This window comes from Paenibacillus sp. NRS-1781, from assembly GCF_050467745.1.
GTDB classification, from domain to species: Bacteria; Bacillota; Bacilli; order Paenibacillales; family Paenibacillaceae; genus Paenibacillus; species Paenibacillus terrae_A.
Map to the genome: position 1 here is coordinate 110,522 of NZ_JBITPI010000026.1, position 22,391 is coordinate 132,912.

Sequence of the window (22,391 nt, forward strand, 5' to 3'; positions counted from 1 at the left end):
CTCTATAACTAAACCTCCCGTCACCATCAGCTTGTGTATGATTGTGAAAAACGAGGAGCAGACACTTGTCCGCTGTCTGGATTCGGTGGCGGACCTGATGGATGAAATCATCATCATGGACACAGGCTCCACGGATCGGACGAAGACCATTGCAGCCCGTTATACGGACCGGGTGTATACATTCGACTGGAACGACGATTTTGCCGCCGCCCGCAACGGATCGTTCGGCAAGGCGACTTGTTCCTATATTCTGTGGCTGGATGCGGACGATCTGCTGCTGGAGCCGGATCGGGAGCGCCTGCGTTCCTTGAAGCGGCATTTGTCTACGGACATTGACGCGGTGGTGATGCCACTCCATCTGGCGGAAGGTGATCGGGGGGAGCCATTATTCACCTCGCGCCGTATTCGTCTCGTAAAGCGAGAGCGGCTATACCGCTGGGCAGGGCGTCTGCACGAGGATCTGGTGATACCCGAGGGGCGAATCGCCCATTCCGATGTGGCTGTAACACACCGTCGCATGGAAAATCACACGCTTCGTAATCAACGTATCCTTGCCCGCTGGATCAGCGAAACTGACAAGCTGGAGGGACGACTGCTGTATTTTCACGCGAATGAGTGCTTTGATCGCAAGGAATATGCCGAGGCGGCAGAGGCGTTCAATCTCCTGCTGGGTGAGCCGAGCGGCTACCGGGAAGACCGGATTACCGCTTGCGTACGGTTGGCGGAATGCTATCTTCATCGCGGGGAGCCGGAGCAACAGCTGGATAGTCTGCTGCGCTCCTTCCGATATGATGTGCCGCAAGCGGACCTGTGCTGCATGATCGGTGACTGGTTTTTCACACGAAAAGAGTGGAGCATAGCCGCCTATTGGTACGAAAAAGCACTGGAGCAGCAGGGTGTGTCTGGTTTGCGAGCTGTTCTGCTGCCCTGCTACTCCTGGCTGCCGCATGTACGACTCAGTCATTGCTGCGCCAATCTGGGCAAGCTGGACGCTTCCAATGAGCATAACCAAAAAGCTTTGCGATACTTGCCTGAGGACCCGCATTTGCTGGATAACGAACGCAAGCTCAGGAGTGCTATTCAAAACCGTTCATCCTCAGCTCGTCCTTCAAAATAGTTCAAGCTGTTCCGGTTCATTGTTCTCTTCGGGCGGCTTGCGGGGTGGAAAGGGTTTAGGCTCCATGCCGAGCATGGTCATGAGCTGCTTGGCATTGGCGGCGGCATCTCCACCTGAGTTGTTGTTGAAAATAACGCACACCTCGCGGCTTTGCTGCTCCAGCTCCAGTAAACGGTCCTTCCATTCGGCCAGCTCACTCTCATTATACCGATACAGGTAACGAATCTCTCGCCAGTTGGGTGCGGAGCTTTGATTCCAGCCGGACACATTCCGTCCGTGGAGACGTACCACTGTCATATTGCTGTCCGTAGCCTGCGGCACAATCGGGACGGACCCCAGTCCCGCCTGCGGCTCGTCGCATACGCTGTGTATCCAGCCTTCCTCACGCATAAATGCCAGCGTTTGCTTTCGAAACTCGGGTGTGAACCAGCTTTGATGTCTGAATTCAAGTACGGATGGGACATCTCCCATCCTTTTTTTCGTATCACGCAGCACGGCGACGTTCTCACGTGTACAGTCGAACCAGGGAGGATACTGGAACAGCACAGCCTTGAGCTTGCCCGCTTCGCGGAGAGGCTGTATAGAGGTATGCAATGCTTCGTACATGGCATCAGTTGTTTTGAAATAAGGCTGTTTGCCGCGCGTATGCCCGGTCATGCCCTGATAGGCTTTGACGAGAAATGAAAACGAGTCAGGGGTTTCGGTCGCCCAGCGTGCCATACGATCCGTAGGCTGTACGGCATAAAAAGAACTATCCATCTCCACCACCGAAAAATGGCTTCCATAGACGCTTAGTTTTTGATTGGCTTTGGTGCCGACCGGATACAGATCATCGTGATCGCCCCAACCCGTCAGTCCGATTTGAATCATAACGTTGCCGCTCCTTTCCTTCATGAATAGTATCAAAAGGCGTTCCCTTGATTCATTTTAATGATAAAATGGGGTGAATCGCATGAAGCTGGTATGAAGTTCCTATGAATATTTAAGCATAAATATGGTTATTGTAACATGTTGCTTAATCGTAATGTTTTTGAGTTTCCAGTTTGAAAAAGCTAATATAGTATGTAATAGAGCGAAATGAGTTCATGGAGGAGAAACAATATGGCAGAATGGTATGAGCAGAGCTTTGGGGAAGATTACTTATTAGTATACAAGCATCGCGACTTTCAGGGAGCCTATCAGGAAGTGCAGAAAATGATCTCCTGGCTCAAATTGCCGCAGGGCTCCAGCGTATTGGACCTGTGCTGTGGCATGGGACGTCATTCTCTTGCGCTCGCAGATGCCGGCTATAAGGTAACGGGCGTGGATTTGTCCGGTGTGCTGCTGCGTGAGGCACATGCTTCCGATCCTGAAGGACGGGTTAGCTGGCATCAGGGCGATATGAGAGAGGTGCCGCTGGAGGAAAGCTTTGATGCGGTGGTAAATTTGTTTACTTCCTTCGGCTACTTTGAGGAGGACGCGGAGCAGCTTAGAGTATTAAAAGAAATTTATCGGCTGCTGAAGCCGGGCGGACGTTTTATTATAGATTATCTGAATCCTGCGTACGTAGCTGCTCATCTGGTGCCGCATTCGTCACGGGAGGATGAAAGAAGTCAGATTGAGGAGCATCGGGTTATCGAGGACGGATTTGTGAAAAAACAGATCGCCATTCGTCCAATAGTAGTAGCGGGTGAAGAGCCTGCACGTGTGTATCATGAGCGCGTCAAGCTGTACCCATATGAAAAATTCCGTGCTTTGCTGGAGGAATCCGGACTGTCTGTAGAGCAGGTACATGGAAGCTATAACGAAGATAAATATATTGAAAATGCATCGCCCCGAATGATTTTTGTCGGCGTGCGTGCTTGATACGGAAAGGCGGATAGGAAGCCATGAGGATGCCAGAGCTGACGCCGTGTGAACGAATAGATGGAGGCTTTCAGGTCAAAATATCCATGTCCTTTCCACTGCGTTGGGTGAACAGCTATGTCCTGAAGGGGCAGGACGGCTTTACGATCGTAGACCCCGGCCCGCGCAGTACGGATACGGAGGAAGAATGGGCGCATGTCTTCCAGGAGCTAGGAATGTCCTTTGGTGATATCTCGGACATTGTGGTGACTCATCATCACCCGGATCATTACGGCTTGGCGGGCTGGATGCAGCAGCAAGGTCAGGCTCGTGTACATATGTCAGCGCGAAGCCATCAGGAAGCGATGATGATGTGGGGCCACACAGATGCGCAAGCGGATATCTCTATGCCGATGGAGCAGAGGCTGCCAAGCTTTTTTGTCCGTCACGGCTTTCCTGTGGAGCAGGTAGCGGCCTTGGAGCTGCACATGCAGCAGGCTCATCTGCAAGTGAATCCACAGCCTGACATCACTGTTATTCCTGCCGGGGAGGATGCCCGTCTGGAATGGGGTGGACGTAGCTGGCTGCCCATTGAGACAGGGGGGCATGCGCCCGGACATGTCTCTTGGTATGAGCCGGATAGCGGCGTTATTCTGTGCGGTGACGCAGTTTTGCCAAGGATTTCGCCTAATATCAGTCTGCTGCCGGGGAGTGATGCCCAGCCCTTGCAGTCTTTTTTAGACGGCTTGCAGCGTCTTGGCGAGCTGGAGGTAGCGTGGGCATATCCGGGGCACCGTAATCCGTTTGGTTATTTTCGTGAACGGACGCAGGCGCTGCTGGAGCATCATGAGGAAAGACTGGACAAGTTCCATGAATTGATCCAGCCAGAGGGCAGTACAGCCTATGAGCTGTGTATCGCTGTGTTCAGCGACAAGCTGGGTATTCACCAGCTGCGGTTTGCCATGTCCGAGACACTGGCCCATCTGGTGGAGCTGGAGCGACGTGGTCGGGCCTCGATGAGCGAGACGAACCCTATCGCACGTTTCTATCCACTTCACGGGAAATAATTGCGGAAAGTAACAGAAGGACCAACGGCATCCATGCCGGGAAAGAGGTTTTTATGAATTTGCTGCTGCTGGGGGCTACCGGACGTGTGGGGCGTTTTATCTTGGAATATGCGTTGGCAGACGGTCATACCGTTACAGCCCTTGTTCGTGCACCGGACAAGCTGGAGGATTACATATTAAGATATGGGACGCTACTCCAGATTGTACAAGGAGATGCCACCATCGCTGAGGATGTAGCGCAAGCACTGGAGGGTGGGGGGACGGCTGTCATCAGCGCGCTGAATACGGATGGAACCACGACCTTATCCGTAAATATCCGTTTGCTGATCCGGCTTATGCAGGAGCAGTCTATTCCCCGTCTTATTACAGTAGGGACGGCAGGGATTTTGCAGAGCCGGACGGAGTCGGGCTTGTATCGCTATGAATCCTCCGAGACTCGGCGGCGCAGCACTCGTGCGGCTGAGGAACACCGCCGGGTGTACGAACGGCTGCGCGATTCGGCGCTGGACTGGACGATTGTCTGCCCAACCTATCTGCCGGACGGAGTGCGGACGGGCATATACCGGGTGGAAAAGGATCTGCTGCCCGAGGGCGGTACACAAATTTCCACCGCAGACACGGCCGATTTTACCTATCGTCAGTTGAGTAGCACCGACTTTCTGCACACACGGGTAGGCATTGCCTATTGATGCTGTAGCAATTTTAGAATTTGACAAAAAATCAGATTTAGAATACTATGATTCTTATTGGTAACGACGTTTCTGATAAGAACATATTCAAACTCTATGTTAAAAATAGTAAGGAAGTGCATTAAACAATGTCCGAGCCATCGCATCCCTATAAAACCTATTCGGAAGTGAAGCTACAGCAGCAGCAATTGCTACGTCAAAATGTCATTGATGCCGCATGTATCCTTCTAGCGGAAGAAGGGCCTGAGGCCGTGACGGTACGACGAGTTGCCCAGAAATTAAGCTGCTCCACCAAGATTATTTACAGTATTTTTGGCAGCAAGGATGGTCTTGCCAATGAAATGCACCTGGATGGATGTCGGCTATTAGCCGAAACCTTTCAACAAGTTCCGAAGACTGAGGACGTACTCGCTGATCTGGAGGCACTAGGCTGGGCCTATTGGGAATTTGCACAGCTTCATTCCGGTTATTACAGAATGATGTTTGGCGGGGAGGTATCTGATTTCAAGCCGGACGAACACAGCTTGGAGGGTACGACTACGGCACTATCTCGAATTCTGGAAACCGTCATACACGCAATGGTGCAGGGTGAACTGGAAGAACATGATCCGCTGCTGGTTGTCCGGATGTTTTGGTCTGCTTTACATGGAGTCATACATCTTCAGTTTGCAGGTCATTTTTCAGAAGTAGGTATGGCTCAAGAGGTGTATGCATTTACTCTGAAGAATACGCTCGCAGCATTTAAAACATCCTCATCCCAATCTTAAGATATAAGATGTACTGAGGTCGTCATAATAGGTGACTTCAGTTCATTTTGCAGTAATGGTAACAATGTTTCTAAAATAAAACAAAGATACAATGGAGGTAATTCATTATGTTTATGTACGCAAACAAAACAGCTCTGATCACAGGTGCATCATCTGGTATTGGCGAAGCCTTTGCCTATTCGCTGGCAGCTCAAAAATGCAATCTCATTTTGGTGGCACGTAATGAAACGAAGTTGAAGGCGTTGGCTAAAGAGCTTTCTGCTAAATACAATGTAAAGACAACAGTCATCGCACTCGATCTTTCCGCCACAGGAGCGCCGCAAACATTACATCAGGAGGTTCAGAAACATCAACTAAAGGTGGATCTCTTGATTAACAATGCCGGCTTTGCCACCTATGGATACTTCGAGCAGGTTTCAGGAGAACGGCAGCATGAGGAAATCATGCTCAATGTGGCTGCTTTAGTCGATATCACACATGCATTTATGCCTGATTTATTGCGTAACCGGGATGGGGGATTAATCAATGTATCTTCCACAGCCGCATTTCAGCCCGATCCGTACATGGCGGTATATGGGGCAAGCAAGGCATTTGTGCTTTCTTTTACTGAAGCGCTATGGGCCGAAAATCGGAAACGGGGGCTTAAAGTTCTGGCCCTTTGTCCAGGCTCAACAGAAACGCCGTTTTTTGATATTGTTGGCGCAAGTGAAGCATCAATTGGAGTTAGGGAAACTCCCGAAACCGTTGTGAAGAACGCGCTGAGAGCATTTGAAAAGGGGCGTAGTCACATCATTTCCGGTCGTCAAAACTATTGGGTAGCTCAGGTATCCCGGTTGTTCTCTCGTCAATCCACGCTGGGAATTGTAGAACGTGCACTGCGCCCACAAAAATAAATCAGATTGTAATCATTACGTTAGTCTACCCTATGCGCCGGGTCTGATCGTTTCTTATTCGAATCAGACCCGGCATATATCTGCTGTATTCTATCCGTCGTTATTTAGCAAGTTATTATTTAACGGGTGGTATCCGGGGCGCTTTCCTCCCCAAGCTCCTGCTCGCGTTCTGCCTGCTTGCGATGCGCGATACGACTGCTGGCCGAAGCAGCGATAGCCCCGACAATATCGTCCAGAAACGTATGAATCGGCCCCAGGCTTTTATCGTTCAGTCGTTCCAGCACACCCGGTTTAAGCTTGTCCACATAACCGTAATTCGTAAATCCAATGCTGCCGTATACATTTACAATGGAAAAGGCCAAAATTTCATCCACTCCGTACAGCCCTTCATCATTTTCAATCATATCCTGCAATGGGGGAAGGAGAGCGCCTTGCTCGGCAAGGATATCCAGTTGGATGCCAGTAAGCACCGCATTTTGGACCTCGCGCTTCATCAGCACCTTTTCCACATTCTCCATACATTCCTCCATCGTTAAATTCGGGTAATATTTTTTTTGTAAAAGCATGACCAGCTCTGCGATCTCCGTAATGCTTACACCACGCTTGTGCAGCCATTCGCGGGTGGCATCGGCTACCTTTTTACTATTCAGACTATAAGGTGCTTTTTTCTTGTCCATAAAGTTGAAGTTTCCCTCCTCGTATCATTCTGGATTTCTACTGCAATTATGACCAGTGTGTCCAGTCGGTTGAAAAAGTAGTTATTTTTTAAGCGAGGCTCGTATACATATTAGTACAATCTGTACAAAATTGTTAGGGAGGAACTTCATTTATGAACATAAAACATCCATTGCGCATGACGTCCGTAGTAGGACTGCTGTCCCTGCCGTTGTTGTTGTCCGGCTGTAGCCTTTTCGGCAATGAATCGGCGTCTATTGATCCCCCGCCATCCACGACGGAGCAGTCTATGATCAAAGCGGTGAGCGGAAAAGCTCCCATCAGCACTGGACAGCTGAGAGCTGTATTTTTACAGGATCATAACGGTATGCTGGCCCCGGTATCCTTGCCGATTGCTACAGGTGATGTGCAGGCAGATGCCAAGTCGTCGCTGGAAACGCTGGTGGAGGGCGGGCCGTATGCCGGATTATTGCCGGAGGGCTTCAAGGGCGTGCTGCCTCAAGGTACAGAAGTGAAGAGTGTGACGGTGGACAAGAAGAACAAGCTGGCAGTCGTTGAATTCAACAAATCGTTTGGCAGCTACAAGCCACAGGAAGAACGCAAATTAATGGAGAGCTTGACCTGGACCCTGACTGACCGTCCCGATATTCAAAGTGTACAAATCTGGGTGGATGGCAAAAAGCTGAATGAAATGCCTGTTGGCGGCACACCGCTGGATCATCCGCTGACCCGCGCAGTAGGCATTAATCTGGAGGTAGGTCATGGCGTTACGCCGCTGGATTCCAGTCCGGTCACGGTATATTTTTCATCCTCATCTCCCGCTGGAGTTCAATATTATGTGCCTGTCACACGGCTGGTCAGCCCGGAAAAAGATCGGGTTCAGTCCGCGCTGCATCAGTTGATCCAGGGGCCGCAGACCCAGGACGGACTACAGGAGGTCATGACAGGGGAGACGGCTCTGAAATCCGTGGAACGCTCCAAGGATAACGTGATTACGGTATCGCTTTCGGATGATATGTTTGCCAAGGGAGAAGCGGTGCCTGCCGAGTTTCTGGAATCGGTCGTGCTGACGGCGGCAGACAATTCAGAGGATGCGGTTAAAACCAAAATCCGGATTGAGCTGAACGGTGAAAAAAGCGTGATTGGACAAAATAATCAGAATTATGGAGAGCCTGTAACCAAGCCGCAGCACATTAACGAAATTCCTCTTTAAGGGTGACGAATCGTCCTTGGGGTGCTTTTGCCTGCACACTTTGGTAAAATAAACGTATAAGAACAGGTTGCATACGACGTAGGAGGAAAAAGCATGAGTAGATCTAACGGACGAAACGGTGATGAGCTGCGCCCGATGAAATTGACAGCAGGAGTAAATAAGTATGCGGAGGGCTCTGTTTTTATAGAGGTTGGCGAGACGAAAGTCATCTGTACAGCTACCGTGGAAGAACGCGTTCCACCCTTTATGAAGGGACAAGGGAAGGGCTGGGTGACGGCAGAGTATTCCATGCTTCCACGGGCGACTCATACGCGTAATCAGCGCGAAGCTGCACGTGGGAAGCTGACAGGCCGGACGATGGAAATTCAACGTCTGATTGGAAGAGCGCTGCGTTCGGTTGTGAATTTGCAGGCGCTGGGTGAGCGGACGATTACGCTCGACTGTGACGTGATTCAGGCGGATGGAGGCACACGCACGACTTCAATTACCGGTTCCTTCGTAGCGCTGGCGATTGCTGTGAATAAAATTGCGCTACAGCACAAGCTGCCTGTTTTTCCAATTACTGATTTTCTGGCATCCGTCAGCGTGGGGGTTGTTGGCGGCAAAGCGCTGCTCGACCTGAACTATGAAGAGGATTCCAAGGCCAAGGTAGACATGAACCTCGTGATGACGGGTGGCGGCAAGTATGTCGAGCTGCAAGGTACGGGTGAAGAAAGTCCGTTCGACCGTCAAGAGCTGGATCAACTGCTCAGCTTGGGTGAACAAGGAATTCTGCAAATGATCGAGCGTCAAAAAGAAGTGCTCGGCCCGATTGCAGACAAAATTGGAGCAGGACGTGCGGGGGCTGGGGCCTGATGCTGTTGGAGGGTCCGGTTGTTATTGTCGCTACGAAGAATAAAGGGAAAGTGCGGGAGTTCGCACATGCCTTTGCTCCGTTTGGCAAGGAAGTCAAAAGTATGTACGACTATCCTGACATCCCTGATGTCGTTGAAGATGGTAAAACCTTTGCCGAGAATGCTTTGAAAAAGGCCAAAGCGGTCGGAGATGTGCTCGGATTGCCTGTGCTGGCTGATGATTCCGGCCTGTGCGTGGATTTGCTGGACGGTGCGCCGGGCGTATACTCGGCCCGTTATGCCGGAGAAGGCGCCAGCGATCACGAAAACAATATCAAGCTGCTCGACGTTCTGGAATCGAAGCAGCTTGGTGATGATACCGTAAATCCTTTGCTGAGCCCGGCTCAATTCGTCTGCACCTTGATTCTGTATCATCCGCAGACAGGGGAGACCCTGGAAGCGACCGGCTCGGTGGAGGGCTGGATTACAACGGAAACCGCAGGCAGCGGGGGATTCGGCTATGATCCGTTGTTTTATTTGCCGGAGTTTGAAAAGACGATGGCCGAGCTGACGCTGGAACAAAAGCAAGCCATTAGCCACCGAGGCGTAGCATTGCGTGACTTGGCGAAAAAGCTTGGGAATCCTCAGGTTTAGTTTTTAGCAATATAGCTGCTGGGCTGGAGTAACCTTTAGACGCGTCTGTTGCCTCACCGCTTTATTGAACGGCTAAATAATTAGGCTAACATATAACAAAATAAAGGATAGCTGATTATACCCCTGTCAAGTAGACAGGGGTATAATCATGTATAGACTTTTGATTTTTCCATTTCCATGAAGCTACCCCAGAATTCCTACCTAGATTAGTCTGGGTTTAATGGCATACGTTGGCGCAAGGAACCCGTTTACCAACGGAAACAGTAACAGCCTGGTCGGACCCCTTGTGCGGTTCAATTCCGCAGTGTGCCTCTGATAGATTGGGAGAATTGCCCATAGTTTTGTTGAAGAATTACAAAAATAAACTTATAATGTAAGGAAAGACAACCAAATGCAATATGCAGCTATTATTAGTGTAGCTGTATTTTGTACGTTCTTTATTAGTTATAAACACATACAAATAACCTTTTACATAATCAGTCTGATTAATAAAGTCCATTCTTGTCTCGGGAAGAAGGGGATTATTTCTATTTGATCAGAACAAGGAGCTAAATGAGCCGGACTAAAAATTTAGCAAATTTATGGGCCTATGGACAACAGGGAACCGTAGGAACGATTGATGGAAGTTTTGGTAGCGGTGTGAAATCGGGGCTCCAAAATTTTTAAAGTGCTAAAGGACTAACAGCAGATGGAATAGCTGGTTCGGGGACTTGGAATAGAATGAACTATAATGTCTCTGTTGAAGTTCCAGGAAGATCTTTCTTCTTATCTACTCCTGACAGTTCGACTTATTACGTGTTTTATGGGACAGGAGATAGTGGTAGTGGTATGAGATATGCAGTTTTGTATAAAACCAATAATAGGACCGTTACTTCAGGTACAGTATATTAATAGGAGGGGTTTAATTTGAAAAAACAATTAGTTGCTGTAGCATTAGGTGGTGCACTCGTAATAGGTAGTGGTGTATTTGTATATAATTCCTATGCTGCCGAATCGGAAGTTCCATTACAGGTTCCGGTTGAGACGAAAGCAGAAGCGATTGATGCTTCAACAGCACAAGCGCCGACGGAAACTCCAGCAGAGACAGTAGTTGAAAGCTCTACTGATATCGAAGGACTCATAAACATATCTGATGTACCAGCAGAAGATATCCATATTCCTAATCTAGCGCAGGGAGCCTCGCTTAAAACAGCAGCAGCGGCTGGGGACGTAAGTTTGAAACCATTAAACACAACAGCACTAAAAGGCGAGAATGGATTGGTTATTAGACAATCATATCGCGGGAATGATGGAAAAGAAATTATGGTCATTCAAACCGAATCCCACATGGATGAACAGGCTACTATTGAGAGTTTGAAAGACTCATATAAAGAGGAAAAGGTTGAGTCGACTAAAATCAACGACCATACTGCTGTTTATGTTGACGGGCAAGCAAGAAAGGTTGTTCATCTGATTACGAAAGATCACTTTTATACTGTTTCCTCTTTTAATAGCACTCTTGATGAGTTGATTGAAATTGCAAAAAAAATTCAAGAGTAATTTTTTGGTCGAACTAATTACTAAAAAACACAAACGATCCGTTTGTGTTTTTTAGTTTCCTTTTATGTAAACGTTTAGCTCTCGTACTTTGTGAACTTTTGCTCTTTCTTCGCTAGTAAAAAATCTCTCCAAATCTACAGTGTCCTTAAACTCCATAAAATAATCAAGTCTTTTTTCACTGTTCTACCGTTAGGGAATAATACCAAATGTGTAATCAGAATGGAGTCCTTTTAATTAAAAATTAATAAATAACATATGATTTATGTTATATTTTAACAAATAAAAGATCAAAAAAATTCGACATATTAATACAAAATATAACATAATTAGGTATTTAGAACCGTTAAGAAATAAGTAAATATGATTATTTTTTTCTAGTATATTTTGATTATAATGATCATACATCCATAATATTCTATCATAAATTATGAGTGTAAAAAAAGAATAGGAGATAATATATGAAAAAATTGAAAAGTTTATCTTTGTTAGGCGTAATAACTTTATTGTCAATAGGTTCTAGTTCAGTTTATGCAGAAAGTGTTACTGAAGCAACTTATGAGAAAGCAATTAACCCTTCTGGAATCGAGATTTTTGCAGAGGCTAAATATCCTGGGGCGGGGACTTATTTTGAGCCCTATTCAACAACGAGAGAAAAATCTGCTGACTTTTCTATGGAAGTAACTAATACTGGAGCTGGTACAACTTCGGTAACGAGAACGGTAAGCATACGCAAATTTGCAAATGTTTCGGTTGGTGGTGAGACTGAACTGAATGTTATGGCCCAAAAAGTTAAAGCATCTCTGGAGGTAAATGCCGGAGTAGAATCTAATAAATCAGTTAGCATTACATGGTCTATTCCAGCGAAAAGTGTTTACACTATTAAAGCTGGGAGTGTAGTAGTAAAGACAAGTGGCTATATCGAAAGAGCTAATACTTCTGGTGTGGTTGTTAGCAGAAATTATAACTCTGGAAATTGGACTACTTCAGATTTTTCTGATAGTATATTTGTCAGAAAATTGTAAAAAAATATAGGAAACCAATTTTATAAACTGGTTTCCTTTTTTTATATGCTTAAGGAGGTGGCAGATATTATTATAAAAAAAACTAGTTTATGGATTTTATTATTTGTAATTATAACTCTGGTAGCCTGTAGCAGTAATACTAAAGAGATGGTTACAGATAATAAAAATCTTAACAGTAACGTGGACAATGAGACAAGCAAGAGCAAAAGTGAAAAGAAAAATGAAAATCAGAACAATGAAATGAGTGAGCCTTTTTTAACGGGGATTCATTTTGAAGAATCTAATGCCTTTATTGTCTATGCTTTCAAAATATCTCATGATTCTTCTGACAACTCAGTCTCCTTTCGTGTAACTTATAAATTTGGAGATAAACCTAGAAAATATATATTGGAAGGCGAACATCCATATTATTTTTATATAAGTGTTCCAGAAAGTTTAGCTAAATATTATGCTTTACCCGAAACTATACCTGTGAAGGGTGAAGCATTAATTTCAGATGATGATAGTCTGAAATACCAAGTTGATATCAAAGCTTCACTTAAAAAAGGTTTATCAAAGGATGTTATCAATTCTATAATTAATAAACCTCAAGGATATTCCTTAACTGTATTTGAAAATCCGGACTACCCTGCTAAACGAATAGTAGGTGTTTATGAGTTTGCTAGTACCATTCCTCCTAACACCTAAATTTAATCTAAGTTAGGGCTAAAATCAGATTGTAATAATAATTTGGTATGAGCCTCTTCTTTTCTGATAAATTTCCTGGTGCTTCGATAAGCATTTTCATTTTAATATGCACGACCGTGACGGCTGGCAAAAGGCAATGTGTTTTACATTCATCCTCTCCGAGTTACTCGCCGTCCTTGCTTCGAGCTACATTTTTGTCGACTAACGCTTACCGAATTGCTACCTTGTAAGTGCGCAGCCAGTTATCTACTTGAACCAAATACGCGAACAATTGAGGCCCTGACATCAGTTGACCGAACCAGGGCAGATTGGTGGATGCCTCAGGTGAGGCCGCGATATCCCGTACTTTTTGGGCATCAATCAGCTTGAGCAGCGGGGAGGAGGAATTATCCAATAGATCCAGCGCCTGCTTTTTCACAGCAGCAAGATAGGAAGGATTATGCGTTTTGGGGTATGGGCTTTTCTTGCGATACAGCACATCATCCGGCAATACGCCCTCCAGGGCCTTGCGTAAAATACCTTTTTCACGCCCGCCCGTCATTTTAATGCTCCACGGAATGTTCCATACATACTGCACCAGCCGATGGTCGCAATACGGCACCCGTACCTCCAGTCCGGCCCCCATACTCATTCGATCCTTACGGTCCAGCAGAGTAGGCATAAAGCGAGTGATGTTCAAATAGGACATGGCGCGCATTTGCGCGGCTTTATCTGTTTCCCCCGGCAGCTTTGGCACTTCTCCTACGGCTTCCGAGTAGCGGTCGTTCAAATACTCCAAGGGCTTAATCCAGTCCCGCACCTCGGGAGACAGCAGACTGGCTCTCATGTCGGGAGCGACTGCCCATGGGAATGTACCCGAATTGATCATTTCCTCACGATGAAACCACGGATATCCGCCAAACACTTCATCGGCTGCTTCGCCGGAAATAGCAACAGTGGCTCCCTTTTTAATCTCCCGGCAAAAGAGATACAGCGACGAATCCACATCTGCCATACCGGGCAAATCCCGTGTTAGCGTGGAGTTGTTCAGCGCTGCTACGACCTCGGGCGTATCGAATTCAATCCAGTGATGGTTCGTGCCTAACTCATCGACCATCCGCTGAATCCATGGGGCATCGGCTCCGGGCTGGAACGCATGGGCTTTAAAATGCTTGTCGTTATCCACATAATCGACCGAATACGTATGAACTTGTCCCTGCCCGGTACGCTTGTAATACTCGACAGCCAGCGCAGACAGCGCACTTGAATCCAGACCACCCGACAGCAGGGTACATACCGGAACATCTGAAATCAACTGCCGCTCCACCGTATCCAGCAGCAGCTCGCGTACCTTGAGCGCAGTTTCTTCGGTGTTATCCTCATGCTCCAAGCTTTCCAGCTTCCAGTAGGCTTGAATGCGCACACCGTCGCGGCTGTACGTTAGCGTATGTCCGGGGCGAAGCTCCTTCATGGACGAATAGACGCCGTGTCCGGGGGTGCGTGCAGGACCGATGATAAAAATTTCGGCCAATCCCTCGGCGTCGACTGCGGCTTCTACCGCAGGATGCTGGAGCAGCGCTTTGGGCTCCGAGCCAAATACGAATACATCTCCGGCTTGGCTGTAAAATAACGGCTTTACGCCTAGCCGATCCCGTGCCAGAAACACCTGCTCCCGCGCACTGTCCCAGACCGCAAAGGCGAATATGCCGTTCAGACGATCCACACAATCCGGGCCCCATTCCATGTAGGCTTCAAGCAATACCTCTGTGTCGCATTGTGTCCGGAAAAAATGTCCTCGCTGCTGCAGTTCTTTTTTCAGCTCAGGCGCGTTATATATTTCCCCGTTATATACAATCGTATAAGTGATATCCTCAAGCTGCCGGATCATGGGTTGGGCGCCGTTTTCCGGGTCCATGACGCTCAGTCTTCTGTGTCCGAAGGCACACGGGTTGGATATCCAGGTGCCTGCAGCATCCGGTCCGCGATCGGAGAGCGTTTGCGTCATATTGAGCAGCAGCTCCGATTGATGCATTAAGTCTCCGTTCCACTGTATGAAACCAGTAATTCCGCACATGTCTGTTCATCCTCTCTTTGTCGTGTTCATCCAGTGTTGGGATGAAACAAAAACTAAATCCCCAGTTCATCAGTATATATGCCGAAAAGGAGCATAAAATGTCTGTCCGTTCCGAAAACTACAAATGGGGCAACCCGTGTATTCGCAAGGAAGGAGGAAGGCAAATGTACTACATCAAGGATGCTAAAATACGCCGCTTCACCGAACTTGACGGAGTGCGCTGCGCAGAGGTAGAGGTACGGCCCGGCGCAGCAGATGACCCGGAACTGCTGGTCTACATTACCGCAACTAATCAGCAGGACGGTCTGGAAGGCTATGACATGGTACGTATCATTCGTAATGACGCCGATTTGGCGCTGGATTGGTACGACAATAACCTGCATTCCGCGTTTGAGGAAGTGACGGATAAGGCTTTTACCGACTCCACTCACATTACGGCCGGGGAAGAACGGGAAAAGTTCAAAAGGGAGCTACTTTCGTATGGGCAGCTCAGCACGGAATTTGCCAAGGAGTTCGGCGTATGAGAATAGGATGCGCCATGCCTCGGCTTTTGTTGATTTGGGCTCCAGCGCCATCGCTGGACCCGCGTGAAAGGAGGGGGAAATCATAGACGGCAAAGCGAAGTACAAGAAGAACAAAGGCAGCAGTTATATTCATAACAATGAATTTGCGGAAGAAGTGCTTGAGAAAAACGTAAGGCATGAAGTGCCAAAAAGTCCTAGACGCTTCGGTAATAAATAAATTTGTCCATCAAAAATGGTTAAAGAAGCCTCCGTATCCCGTTTAACTCGCGGAATGCAGGAGGCTTCTTCTTCAGATTTATGCGACTTCACGGAGTGTCATGATTCCTTTGTAGATGTTGTAGACAAATACCCCGAGGTAGACCACAGCGAATAGCAGCACAAACCCGATTACAGAGCCTGCATGATTCGCCGTTGCGATAAAATAAAATAGTGGAATCGCAGCGATAATGGGGAAAATGTGCGATAAAATGGCCTTTTTTGCATGTTCCCGAACATACTCGTCCCGTACCGCAATCCATACAATAACAGGCAACAGAAAAGGGGCGAAAAAAATACTGAAATAACAAAGTGATGACAATAGACCTCTCACGGACATATGCCTCCTTCGTAGCATGGCCTTTTGTACATAATACCCCGTCAGCGTCCAAATGATTCCTTTTGCAGCCTGTTTACTGTACGAATGAAAAAAGTGCTTGTGATAGTGAACCTGGATGTGATATAATAATCAATGCGCTGAATACATAAGGCTTTACGTAATACATTTTGTCCCAGTAGCTCAGCTGGATAGAGCAACGGCCTTCTAAGCCGTCGGTCGGGGGTTCGAATCCCTCCTGGGACGTATAGCTAGAAGTCGAAAGCTCCTGTAAAGGAGCTTTTTTTTGCGTTGTAGTGGGATGAGAACTCCTTGGGGAGTGTCGGAGCATAAGCAGCCTTTGGTCTGCCCTCTCAAATTATTCTTATATAGAGAGTTTAAAGATGAAATCAGACTCGGTCAAAGGTACTAGAGTGTTTAGTATAATTCTACTCCAAAAAAGGTTAGAAAATGAGAAAAAATCGAAAAAAACAGTATGTTTTCTTAATTGTAGTATATAATGAAGGTATTAAGACAAGTCAGGAGGAATAAAAATGCTTATTGAGTTTTCAGTTGGGAATTATTTGTCTTTTAAAGAAATTAAGACATTCAGTCTTGTTTCTGCAAACATAAAGGAACATAAAGATACACACGTTTTTCAAAATAAAAATTTAAGTTTGTTGAAGAGTGCGGTTTTATATGGCGCTAATGCAAGCGGTAAGACGAACGTATTTTCAGCTTTATCTTTTATGAAAAGATTCGTTTTGAAATCTGCTACTGGTTCTCAATCTCATGAGGAAATAGATGTAGTACCTTTTAAATTAAGTACTGAGACTGAGAATGAACCCAGCTACTTTGAAATTGTTTTTTTTCAGAATACAACAAGGTACAGATATGGATTTGAAGTAACAGAGGATAAAGTTGTCTCTGAATGGTTATATCACACTCCTAAAGTTAAGGAGATCGAACTTTTTTTTAGAGAAGGCGATCTGTATTCAATTAACCCCCCTTACAAAGAAGGAAAGGGAATTGAGTCTAAAACCAGAGATAATGCTTTATTTTTATCAGTTGTTGCCCAATTTAATGGGCTCATTTCAAATGAAGTTTTAGAATGGTTCTCTAATTTGTTTGTTATAAATGGAGTAACCAATCGTCAACTCAATCTAACAAAAAAATGGCTAAGGGACGCTGCTACCCAAAACAGTATTATTAACTTTATTAAGCTGGCTGATGTAAGTATAGACAATTTAAAAATAAAACCGATTGATGTAGATGAGGCAAGTATTCCTAAGAATACACCAAATGATGTAAAAGAATTTATTATGAGTATAAACCATGATGTTATTTTATCAAATCACAAAAAATATGATGGGAATAATAATTTTTTGGGGTTTGAATCCTTTCATGTGGACTCAAGCGAGTCTGAAGGAACAATAAAACTTATTGGTTTATCGGCCCCTATAATTGATGCTTTACAAAATGGAAAAACATTATTCATTGATGAATTGGATGCAAAGCTTCATCCTTTAATTACCAGGAATATTATTACTATGTTTAATTCAGTAGATTTGAATCCAAATAATGCTCAGCTTGTTTTTGCTACTCATGATATTACACACCTAAATAAAAAATATTTTAGAAGAGATCAAATTTGGTTTGCAGAGAAGGATAAATATGGTTGTTCTGATTTGTATTCTTTAGTAGAATATAAATTAGATGATACAAAGGTACGGAAGGATGCTTCATACGATAAGGAATATATTAATGGTAAATATGGGGCTATTCCTTTTGTGAATGATTCGTATTCATTATTGGAGGATATAGATGGGGACAGACGATCTATTCAAGAGACGGAAGAAAGCTCAGAATCTTCAGAGGAGAGTTGGAAATAGAGGTAAACCCAAAGATCGTATTTTAATTGTTTGTGAAGGGAAGGAAACTGAACCTAACTACTTCAGGTCATTTCCGGTTAGTTCTGCTTATGTCAAGCCAATAGGAATAGGGGCTAACACTTTAAGTTTAGTAAAAAGGTCAAAAGAGTTAAAGGATGAAGCACTCAATGAAGGGGAACCATTTGATCAAGTATGGTGTGTTTTTGACAGAGACTCACATCAACAACAGAATTATAATGAAGCCTTTAACTTTGCTAGAGAGCATAACATAAAAATCGCATATACAAATGAAGCCTTTGAATTGTGGTATTTACTGCACTACAATTATTACACGACTGCTCTTAGCCGATCGAGATTCCAGAAAATGCTGGATAAACTACTTGATGAAAAGTACGAAAAAAATGACAGATCTATGTATGAGAAATTAATAGATAAACAACCTAATGCAATTGCAAATGCAAAGAAACTAATAAGATTTCATAACAAAGGAAATAGTAGTAAATGTAACCCTAACTGTAATCCTTCAACTACAGTTTTTGAGTTAGTAGAGGAACTGAATAAATTTATCTAATGTTACAGAAAAATTTACATCCAACATGGATGTAAAATAAAAACGGTCGTGATCCCATCCGAAACGGAGGGATCACGACCGTTTATTCATACATCCAGCATGAACAAACTTTTTTATAAATTTACACCGTCGCCTTCGCCTTATGTGCAAAAAATTGTGGCAAATGCTCCTTATGCGCTTCCAGCAATTCATCCAACACGGTTTGAGCAATGTCACCGCTTGGAACGAGTGGATTCAGTGTGAAGGCTTGCAACGCTGTTGCGTAGTCGCCAGTGACCGCCGCTTCAATCGTCAATTCTTCCATCGCCTTCATTACTTGCAGCAGGCCGCGCTGTGCAGGCGGGAATTTGCCAAAGTTTACAGGTTCAGCTCCATGCGCACGGATCACACTGGTAATTTCAATCGCGCTGTCATAAGGAACATCATCAATTGCACCATTGTTACGTGTGCTAACCACCATCAATGTGCCTTTGTTGTTATAGATGGAATTAATAATTTCACAGGCTGCATCGCTGTAATGCGCACCGCCACGTTTGGATAATTCCTCTGGTTTGTAATCCAGATTCGGATCTTTATACAGTTCAAACAGGCTTTCTTCCAGACGTTTGACGACTTGACCCCGAGTTCCTTCATTTTTGGCTTCCTCTAGTTCTTCCTTCAGCATGTTATCTGTCATGTAGTAATAACGATGGTATGGACAAGGCAGCATTTTCAAATGACGCACTTGATCATACAGGAAACGCATGTTTCTAATATTTTCAACGACCTTTTCCGGTTTTGCGCCAGGCGCGTACAGTCCTTCAATCACCTGCTCAGTTAATTCGGTCCCTGTTTTGTCATATACTTTGTGCCAGTGAAGGTGGTTAATTCCTGCAAATTTAAAGAACAGTTCTTCTTCCGGTTTGTCCAGCACAGCGGATGCACTCTTGATCGCGCCGATGGGAACATTACATAATCCGATGACTTTGTCCCATTGACCATAACGAAGCACGGCTTCGGTGACCATACCCGCAGGGTTGGTGAAATTAATCAACCACGCATTCGGACACAGCTCTTTCATATCCTCGACAATACTGAGGATGACAGGAATGGTACGAAAGGCCTTGAACATTCCTCCAGCACCGTTGGTTTCCTGACCGATCATGCCATGTTTTAACGGAATACTTTCATCCTTAATCCGGGCTTCGAGCAAGCCTACCCGAAACTGTGTTGTTACAAAATCAGCATCTACCAAGGCTTCACGACGATCCAGCGTCAAATGTACTTCACAATCAATGCCTGCCGCTTTCACCATTCGTTTGGCCATGGCTCCTACAATCTCCAGCTTTTCGCGTCCTGCCTCAATGTCTACCAGCCACAATTCCCGAATGGGAAGCTCTGCATAACGTTTGATGAAGCCTTCTACTAATTCCGGAGTATAGCTGGAGCCCCCACCGATGGTTGCTATCTTTAAGCCTTTTTTCATGATTGTTGCCTCCTGAGTACATTTTTTTAAACCGCTTTCTCAAGCTTCTATTTCACTGTAATCTCTGTAATGCATTACAGGTCAAGGGGGTTGATAAAAACAATTTTGGGGGTGTGATGAGATGCTGGAGGCTTAGCGCAAAGACATGCTAAAATAGAGAGAACGAGGTGAGGACTATGGCGAATATTCATGAGATTGCAAAGCTTGCGGGTGTATCCTCGGCAACGGTGTCCCGTGTCATTAATAACCACCCGTATGTGAGTGAACCGACAAGACAGCGTGTGCAGGAGGTCATAGACCGACTGGATTACGTTCCCAATTTGAATGCGATTTCTTTAAAAACGGGCATGACCAAGCTCATTGGGATTATTTCAGTTACTTTTAATGATTCATTAAATGTATTTGTGCGTGGTTTTACGATGTATGCTCAGGAGCATGGCTTTAATATAGCCCTTTTTATTACGAATGGGGATAAGGAGCGGGAGCTTGAAGCACTGGAAATGTTGCGGAGAAAGCAGTTGGATGCCTTGGTTTGTATGATTCGCGTCAATGAGTGGAGTGTGATCGAGCATTATACCAAATATGGTCCGATTGTGACATGGCAGCGTGTGACCATAGAGGCAATCCCGTCTGTATTCATGGATCAGTACCAGGGCTATACGCTGGCGCTGGAGCATTTGTATGCCCGAGGATACCGAAAAATTGTAAATGTGTATGGCAATATGCGGGGGCTTAATACGAAGGAACGCATCCGGGCCTATCATGATTTTTGTGAAAATTATGATCTGGACGCTGAGGCCTTCCCGCATTTTTATGGTTTAAATTCAATAGCAGAGGGTGAACAAATCGCTCACTGGTGGGGAGTACAACCTTACAAGCCGGATGCGTTCGCTTGTTCTACCGATTATTTGGCAGCAGGACTGCTGACCGAAGCACGCAGGCTCGACATTTCTGTGCCGGATCAATTTGCGGTGGTCGGCTTTGATAACACAGAAATTTCGCATTTGCTAGATTTAACAACGATTCATTACCCGATTGATAAACAAGCTGAGAACGCATTCATCCTGATTCGCAACACCCTTGAAGGACTGGATGAATCGTTACATCCCTTGGAGTTTAAATTAGTGGAGAGAGCGACTACCTGACTTGGGGAAAGGTCTTTGGTTTAATATGCCAATATAGAGAAAAAACACATTGACACATGCCAATATTTGGTCGATAATTTGAGGTGAGATTATAAAAATTGGATTTTTTGTATGAAGGGTGGTTATGATTTGGGACATACACCTACGATTTTAGCGGAGTTGGACAATTATTTAAGGGAAAACAACTTGACTATAGCAGAATTTGCAGATTGCTCAGGTATTCATCAAAGAACGCTTAACACTTGGGTTACGAAGAATCGCCCTGTTGCTATACATCAGATTGATCGAATGACGCTGGCTATGGGATTACCAGAAGGCTATTTTTATGAACGATACATAGATCTTTACAATCATCGAACGTACCCCGGATTGGCGGCGAATTGAGCCAGTATTGTATCGCTGTGCTGAACTGGATAAGCTGGAAGCGATTCAGTATATAGTGGGTCAAATCATGGACAAGCTGTTCTATTCCCCGAAGCTATTTGATGCAGCGGAAAAACTGTTCACACAAGGTCGGCACGCTGCTGCGTTATTGCTGTATGAGGGGGTTGCGGAAGGAGAGAAGTACCAGCACTCTGAACGTTTGGCCACCTGTCAGTATCGTATGTTTACAATTCAGGTTAGAGACGATCAAAGCCGAAATTTTAGGGCAGCTACGATATTTGAAGCTTTTGTTGAGCGCCTAGATGAAATAGACCAGCTTGATGCATTGAAGGATTTGGCAAACGTGTATAGGTCTTTGCGTAAATGGGACAAGCTCGATACAATAGCTAGAAAAATGAGAGATAAAGCGGAAATCCAATATACTTTGAAACATCAGCAGAAGAAGCGAAAGCGCGATGAACCTGATAAGAAGCTGAGTCAACCCATGTTTGCGTACATCACCTATGCCGATTTACTGTGTGCAATTGTCTGTGAAGCCCAAGGGGATTATCAACAAGCTCTGCAACATACATACGCCTATGCTGATTTAGATTGGGTCATAGAGACGGATGAGGATACTCAACGCTTGGTCAACTTGTTCAAGCATTGGGCAGAAGGTAATACCTATGTAAACAAACTCCTGTCTGGAGATACAAGTGTGCTTCTGGATTATGTTGAATATATTTGTACTTCACCTGATAAGTCGGAAAAGGAAATGGTTGCTAAGTTGATGAACGTTATGATTGCGGCTAACCGATATCAGTTAG

General features: G+C 45.5%; 21 protein-coding genes, 1 tRNA gene and 1 pseudogene. 18 read left to right on the plus strand and 5 right to left on the minus strand.

Translation table 11 applies throughout. From position 1 onward, the window contains the following. Window positions 1-4 precede the first annotated feature (4 nt). Entirely contained in the window at window positions 5-1,117 is a 1,113-nt protein-coding gene (locus tag ACIFO6_RS11100; RefSeq protein WP_430040758.1) for a tetratricopeptide repeat-containing glycosyltransferase family 2 protein, read from the plus strand. Here the strand turns inward: ACIFO6_RS11100 and ACIFO6_RS11105 are convergent. Further along, a complete protein-coding gene (locus ACIFO6_RS11105) occupies window positions 1,109-1,987 on the minus strand; it encodes a DUF72 domain-containing protein (RefSeq protein WP_430040737.1) in 879 nt (292 codons plus the stop codon). The genes ACIFO6_RS11100 and ACIFO6_RS11105 overlap by 9 nt on opposite strands. Before the next feature lie 231 nt (window positions 1,988-2,218). On the opposite strand from ACIFO6_RS11105, the gene ACIFO6_RS11110 reads away from it, so the two are divergent. The 5 genes from ACIFO6_RS11110 to ACIFO6_RS11130 all read left to right on the plus strand — a co-directional run bounded on the left by ACIFO6_RS11110 (window position 2,219) and on the right by ACIFO6_RS11130 (window position 6,357). After that, window positions 2,219-2,962 (plus strand): class I SAM-dependent methyltransferase, encoded by a 744-nt coding sequence (locus ACIFO6_RS11110; protein WP_430040738.1) that lies wholly within the window; start codon window positions 2,219-2,221, stop codon window positions 2,960-2,962. A gap of 23 nt (window positions 2,963-2,985) precedes the next feature. Beyond that, entirely contained in the window at window positions 2,986-4,008 is a 1,023-nt protein-coding gene (locus tag ACIFO6_RS11115; RefSeq protein WP_430040739.1) for an MBL fold metallo-hydrolase, read from the plus strand. 53 nt (window positions 4,009-4,061) lie between these two features. Further along, window positions 4,062-4,697, plus strand: a complete 636-nt coding sequence (locus ACIFO6_RS11120) for an NAD(P)-dependent oxidoreductase (protein WP_430040740.1) — start codon at window positions 4,062-4,064, stop codon at window positions 4,695-4,697. A gap of 128 nt (window positions 4,698-4,825) precedes the next feature. Further along, window positions 4,826-5,464 carry a TetR/AcrR family transcriptional regulator gene (locus ACIFO6_RS11125; protein WP_430040741.1) on the plus strand — a complete coding sequence of 213 codons (639 nt, stop codon included), beginning with the start codon at window positions 4,826-4,828 and terminating at the stop codon, window positions 5,462-5,464. Between the two features lie 107 nt (window positions 5,465-5,571). Further along, window positions 5,572-6,357, plus strand: coding sequence for an SDR family NAD(P)-dependent oxidoreductase (locus ACIFO6_RS11130; protein ID WP_430040742.1), 786 nt, complete (start codon window positions 5,572-5,574; stop codon window positions 6,355-6,357). A 119-nt stretch (window positions 6,358-6,476) separates the two neighbouring features. Here ACIFO6_RS11130 and ACIFO6_RS11135 read toward each other — a convergent pair whose 3' ends face one another. Then, window positions 6,477-7,034 (minus strand): phosphatidylglycerophosphatase A family protein, encoded by a 558-nt coding sequence (locus ACIFO6_RS11135; RefSeq protein WP_430040743.1) that lies wholly within the window; start codon window positions 7,032-7,034, stop codon window positions 6,477-6,479. A gap of 152 nt (window positions 7,035-7,186) precedes the next feature. On the opposite strand from ACIFO6_RS11135, the gene ACIFO6_RS11140 reads away from it, so the two are divergent. The 6 genes from ACIFO6_RS11140 to ACIFO6_RS11165 all read left to right on the plus strand — a co-directional run bounded on the left by ACIFO6_RS11140 (window position 7,187) and on the right by ACIFO6_RS11165 (window position 12,980). Then, complete coding sequence (locus ACIFO6_RS11140) at window positions 7,187-8,245, plus strand: GerMN domain-containing protein (RefSeq protein ID WP_430040744.1); 1,059 nt, start codon at window positions 7,187-7,189, stop codon at window positions 8,243-8,245. 93 nt (window positions 8,246-8,338) lie between these two features. Then, window positions 8,339-9,100: a ribonuclease PH gene (gene rph / locus ACIFO6_RS11145; protein WP_430040745.1), complete on the plus strand. Its 762-nt coding sequence runs from the start codon at window positions 8,339-8,341 to the stop codon at window positions 9,098-9,100. After that, window positions 9,100-9,732 carry an XTP/dITP diphosphatase gene (locus ACIFO6_RS11150; RefSeq protein WP_430040746.1) on the plus strand — a complete coding sequence of 211 codons (633 nt, stop codon included), beginning with the start codon at window positions 9,100-9,102 and terminating at the stop codon, window positions 9,730-9,732. Before rph ends, ACIFO6_RS11150 begins: the two co-directional genes overlap by 1 nt. A gap of 906 nt (window positions 9,733-10,638) precedes the next feature. Beyond that, a complete protein-coding gene (locus ACIFO6_RS11155; RefSeq protein ID WP_430040747.1) occupies window positions 10,639-11,271 on the plus strand; it encodes a DUF4367 domain-containing protein in 633 nt (210 codons plus the stop codon). 458 nt (window positions 11,272-11,729) lie between these two features. Continuing rightward, window positions 11,730-12,293 (plus strand): hypothetical protein, encoded by a 564-nt coding sequence (locus ACIFO6_RS11160; RefSeq protein WP_430040748.1) that lies wholly within the window; start codon window positions 11,730-11,732, stop codon window positions 12,291-12,293. A 180-nt stretch (window positions 12,294-12,473) separates the two neighbouring features. Continuing rightward, a complete protein-coding gene (locus ACIFO6_RS11165) occupies window positions 12,474-12,980 on the plus strand; it encodes a hypothetical protein (protein ID WP_430040749.1) in 507 nt (168 codons plus the stop codon). Window positions 12,981-13,188: 208 nt separating this feature from the next. On the opposite strand, the gene asnB is transcribed toward ACIFO6_RS11165, so the two are convergent. Beyond that, window positions 13,189-15,033: an asparagine synthase (glutamine-hydrolyzing) gene (asnB, locus tag ACIFO6_RS11170; protein ID WP_430040750.1), complete on the minus strand. Its 1,845-nt coding sequence runs from the start codon at window positions 15,031-15,033 to the stop codon at window positions 13,189-13,191. Window positions 15,034-15,197: 164 nt separating this feature from the next. Between asnB and ACIFO6_RS11175 the strand changes: the two genes are divergently transcribed. Beyond that, window positions 15,198-15,557 (plus strand): hypothetical protein, encoded by a 360-nt coding sequence (locus ACIFO6_RS11175; RefSeq protein ID WP_430040751.1) that lies wholly within the window; start codon window positions 15,198-15,200, stop codon window positions 15,555-15,557. 295 nt (window positions 15,558-15,852) lie between these two features. Here ACIFO6_RS11175 and ACIFO6_RS11180 read toward each other — a convergent pair whose 3' ends face one another. Beyond that, the gene (locus ACIFO6_RS11180; RefSeq protein WP_430040752.1) at window positions 15,853-16,146 is read right to left on the minus strand and encodes a DUF4870 domain-containing protein; all 294 of its coding nucleotides are present in this window, start codon (window positions 16,144-16,146) and stop codon (window positions 15,853-15,855) included. A gap of 175 nt (window positions 16,147-16,321) precedes the next feature. Between ACIFO6_RS11180 and ACIFO6_RS11185 the strand changes: the two genes are divergently transcribed. From ACIFO6_RS11185 to ACIFO6_RS11195, 3 genes are all read left to right on the plus strand, one after another. Next, window positions 16,322-16,395: transfer RNA gene (locus ACIFO6_RS11185), tRNA-Arg, on the plus strand. Between the two features lie 287 nt (window positions 16,396-16,682). Then, entirely contained in the window at window positions 16,683-18,020 is a 1,338-nt protein-coding gene (locus tag ACIFO6_RS11190; protein WP_430040753.1) for an AAA family ATPase, read from the plus strand. Next, window positions 17,953-18,591: an RloB family protein gene (locus ACIFO6_RS11195; protein WP_430040754.1), complete on the plus strand. Its 639-nt coding sequence runs from the start codon at window positions 17,953-17,955 to the stop codon at window positions 18,589-18,591. The genes ACIFO6_RS11190 and ACIFO6_RS11195 overlap by 68 nt, the downstream gene beginning before the upstream one ends. 121 nt (window positions 18,592-18,712) lie before the next feature. Here ACIFO6_RS11195 and ACIFO6_RS11200 read toward each other — a convergent pair whose 3' ends face one another. After that, complete coding sequence (locus tag ACIFO6_RS11200; RefSeq protein ID WP_283653047.1) at window positions 18,713-20,056, minus strand: 6-phospho-beta-glucosidase; 1,344 nt, start codon at window positions 20,054-20,056, stop codon at window positions 18,713-18,715. 176 nt (window positions 20,057-20,232) lie between these two features. On the opposite strand from ACIFO6_RS11200, the gene ACIFO6_RS11205 reads away from it, so the two are divergent. Both ACIFO6_RS11205 and ACIFO6_RS11210 read left to right on the plus strand, forming a co-directional pair. Further along, the gene (locus ACIFO6_RS11205) at window positions 20,233-21,201 is read left to right on the plus strand and encodes a LacI family DNA-binding transcriptional regulator (protein WP_430040755.1); all 969 of its coding nucleotides are present in this window, start codon (window positions 20,233-20,235) and stop codon (window positions 21,199-21,201) included. Window positions 21,202-21,330: 129 nt separating this feature from the next. Then, a pseudogene (locus ACIFO6_RS11210) lies at window positions 21,331-22,391 on the plus strand (helix-turn-helix domain-containing protein); the annotation flags it as partial.